Below are 2,440 nucleotides of genomic sequence, written 5' to 3'. Positions count from 1 at the left end.
CGAACGCATTACCCAGGCACCGGTGCCGCCACAGATCATCGACAAGGGTATCCCCACCAGTGGCCTGCTGGCACACCTGCTGATCGCCAAGTATGCCGACCATCTGCCGCTCTACCGACAGGAAAGAATCTTTGCCCGCGCCGGTGTCGAGTGTATCAGCTATACGGTGCCCAACGACCGGCTCACACCGGAAGAAAAAGCCACAATAGAGCGTCAGGTTACCGAGGAGTACCTCGAAGAAAAGCGGCGACAAGAGGCCGCAGCCGAGGAAGCGCCGACGATTTAATTGGCTTCACAGTACCCAACAAAAACCGCCGCCCGGCGGTTTTTTTGTGCCCGCTAGCCGCGGGCTTTTTTATTTGTGGATACCCATGGCAAGCATCACCTATACCGCCACCCGCGAGCTCGTCAGCAGCTCGCCACAGCTGATTATCACCGACCTGGTTAAGTGCGGGCGTGTGCAGCGCAGCGAAGGCAGGGAACACACCGCGCTCGGTGGTTACACCGAGAGCGTGTTGTTCCGTATCGACAGTGAGTGGCATATCACCGCCAAGGCCTTTGCCCCGGATCAGTTGCCCTACTGGCGCGAGTTTGCCGCCAGCTGCGGTAACGGTGAACTTTTTACCCTTGACCTGTCGGATATTGCCGGCGGGTCGAGTGGGCCATTTGGTGCGCGCCTCAAGCGCAACAGCTATAAGGAGAGTCGCTACGAACACTTCTGGTTCCAGGCCTCCTTTATTGCAGTGGAGGCGTGAACGGTGCGCAATAATTCCGAACTCTTCGACCTTCACAACCAGGTCCCCCAGCGCGAGCTGCGCCTGGTGATCGAGATCGGCTACGACCTGCCGCTGTACCTGGCCAGCCACGCCGACATCCCCAATCTGCCCGCCAACACCATTCACGGCTGCCTGCAAAAAGTGTCGAGCACCAGTCAGCGCCTGATAGCGGAGCAGGGAAGGGCGGAGATCGGCTCTATTTCTTTCGAGTTGATTGATCACGCCGGGCAGATGACCTATGTGCTGCGTGACGAGCTGGAGCAGGGCAGTGGCATCAAGGGCCGGCAGGTGCGGCTGCACCAGGGTTTTGCGGGACTGGACTGGGACGACTTCCGCCTTGAGCAGACGCAAATCGCCGAGGAGTCCATTGCCTACAAGGCGGGCATCTATCGGGTGCGCTGCCGTGACGTGCAGCGGGCCATGCGCAAGGATATCTTCACCCCAAACCGCACCCGGCTGGCAGCCAACTTTTCCAAGACCGCAACCACTTTGCAGGTGTTCGACACCAGCGCTTTCGAACCCAATCCCCACACCGCCGCCTATGGGGATGCCCCCAATCAATCCGTTTACTACTTGAAAATCAAATACCAGGACGGCTTTGAAATCGTGCGCGCCACCGGCAAGACCGCCACCAGTTTTACCGGCTGTGTGCGTGGTGCCCTGGGTACCCGTGCGCGGGAGCATGAGATTCCCACCGACAACGACAGTGAGCGGGGTATCGAGGTCGAGGAGTTTATCTATTTGGAGGGGCCAGGCCCCCAGCTCGCCTATGCGCTGTTGACGGGTGTCATATTGGGCACCGGCAACACCTTACCCACCAACTGGCATCTGGGTATCGACTCCGCCCTGGTGGACCTGGATGCGTTCGAGCATATCGGCGCCGACTGGTACAAACCCGGCAACCACCGCAAGGGCAAGATTTTACGGTTCGATGGTTTAAAAAAAACCGACGGCAAGAAGTTTATTGAAACCGAGATCAACCTGCTGCTGGGCGCCACTATGCCCGTCAATGCCCAGGGCCAGCTGGGCTTTCGCCGTATGGCCGGGGTACTGGCCGATGCCGGCACCGTGGCCGGCATCACCGTCGACGATGTTACCAGTGTGGGCGAGCTTAAATACGACCTGCACGGAGTGCGCAATGTGTTTAGCATCCAGTGGGGCTGGTTCGAGCAACCGGGCTTTGACGGCCAGTTTCTGCGCTCCAACAGCCTGATCGATGCGGACTCCATCGGCACGCATGGCGAAGCCAAGCCGCTCACCCTCAAATTTCGCGGCCTGCATAATTCCAGGCACACTTATACCACCATCAAAAATACCTTCGATGCTTTGCGGGACCGCTTTGCCGGCCCGCCCCTGCGGCTGCGCCTGGGTTTACTGCCCAGCAACAACGACCTGGAAGTGGGGGATATTGTCCAGGTGACCCTGCCGCAGCTGCGAGACCACTCGCAAAATGTGGCGGACGGCACCCTGGACCGCGCTATGGAAATCCAGCGCATCAGTGTGAACCAGGTATCCGGGGCGGTATCGGTCGACCTGTTCGGCTCTTACCAGCCCGCCAGCAATATTCCCGACCAGGAACAAAACAGCAACGCCGAACTGCCGGACAGCTGGTATACCGCCGAAGGCACTGCAATGACCACCGCCGGTTTGAGCATCGACGCCAG

At 59.4% G+C, this 2,440-nt stretch carries 1 protein-coding gene and 2 pseudogenes; all 3 read left to right on the top strand.

The features are described 5' to 3' along the window. Positions 1-148 (top strand): annotated as a pseudogene (locus AB1S50_RS19320) (IS66 family transposase); the annotation flags it as partial. Between the two features lie 223 nt (positions 149-371). Beyond that, the gene (locus AB1S50_RS19315) at positions 372-755 is read left to right on the top strand and encodes a hypothetical protein (RefSeq protein ID WP_367152888.1); all 384 of its coding nucleotides are present in this window, start codon (positions 372-374) and stop codon (positions 753-755) included. A 3-nt stretch (positions 756-758) separates the two neighbouring features. Continuing rightward, positions 759-2,440 (top strand): annotated as a pseudogene (locus tag AB1S50_RS19310) (hypothetical protein); the annotation flags it as partial.

This window comes from Microbulbifer discodermiae (assembly GCF_040742695.1).
Lineage (GTDB): Bacteria > Pseudomonadota > Gammaproteobacteria > Pseudomonadales > Cellvibrionaceae > Microbulbifer.
The sequence above is the reverse complement of the archived record's forward strand: the minus strand, read 5'-3'. Positions and strand labels throughout refer to the sequence as shown.

Excerpts from the sequence above, each read along its gene's own strand:
- AB1S50_RS19315 (WP_367152888.1), top strand. The coding sequence starts at position 372 with ATGGCAAGCATCACCTATACCGCCACCCGCGAGCTCGTCAGCAGCTCG.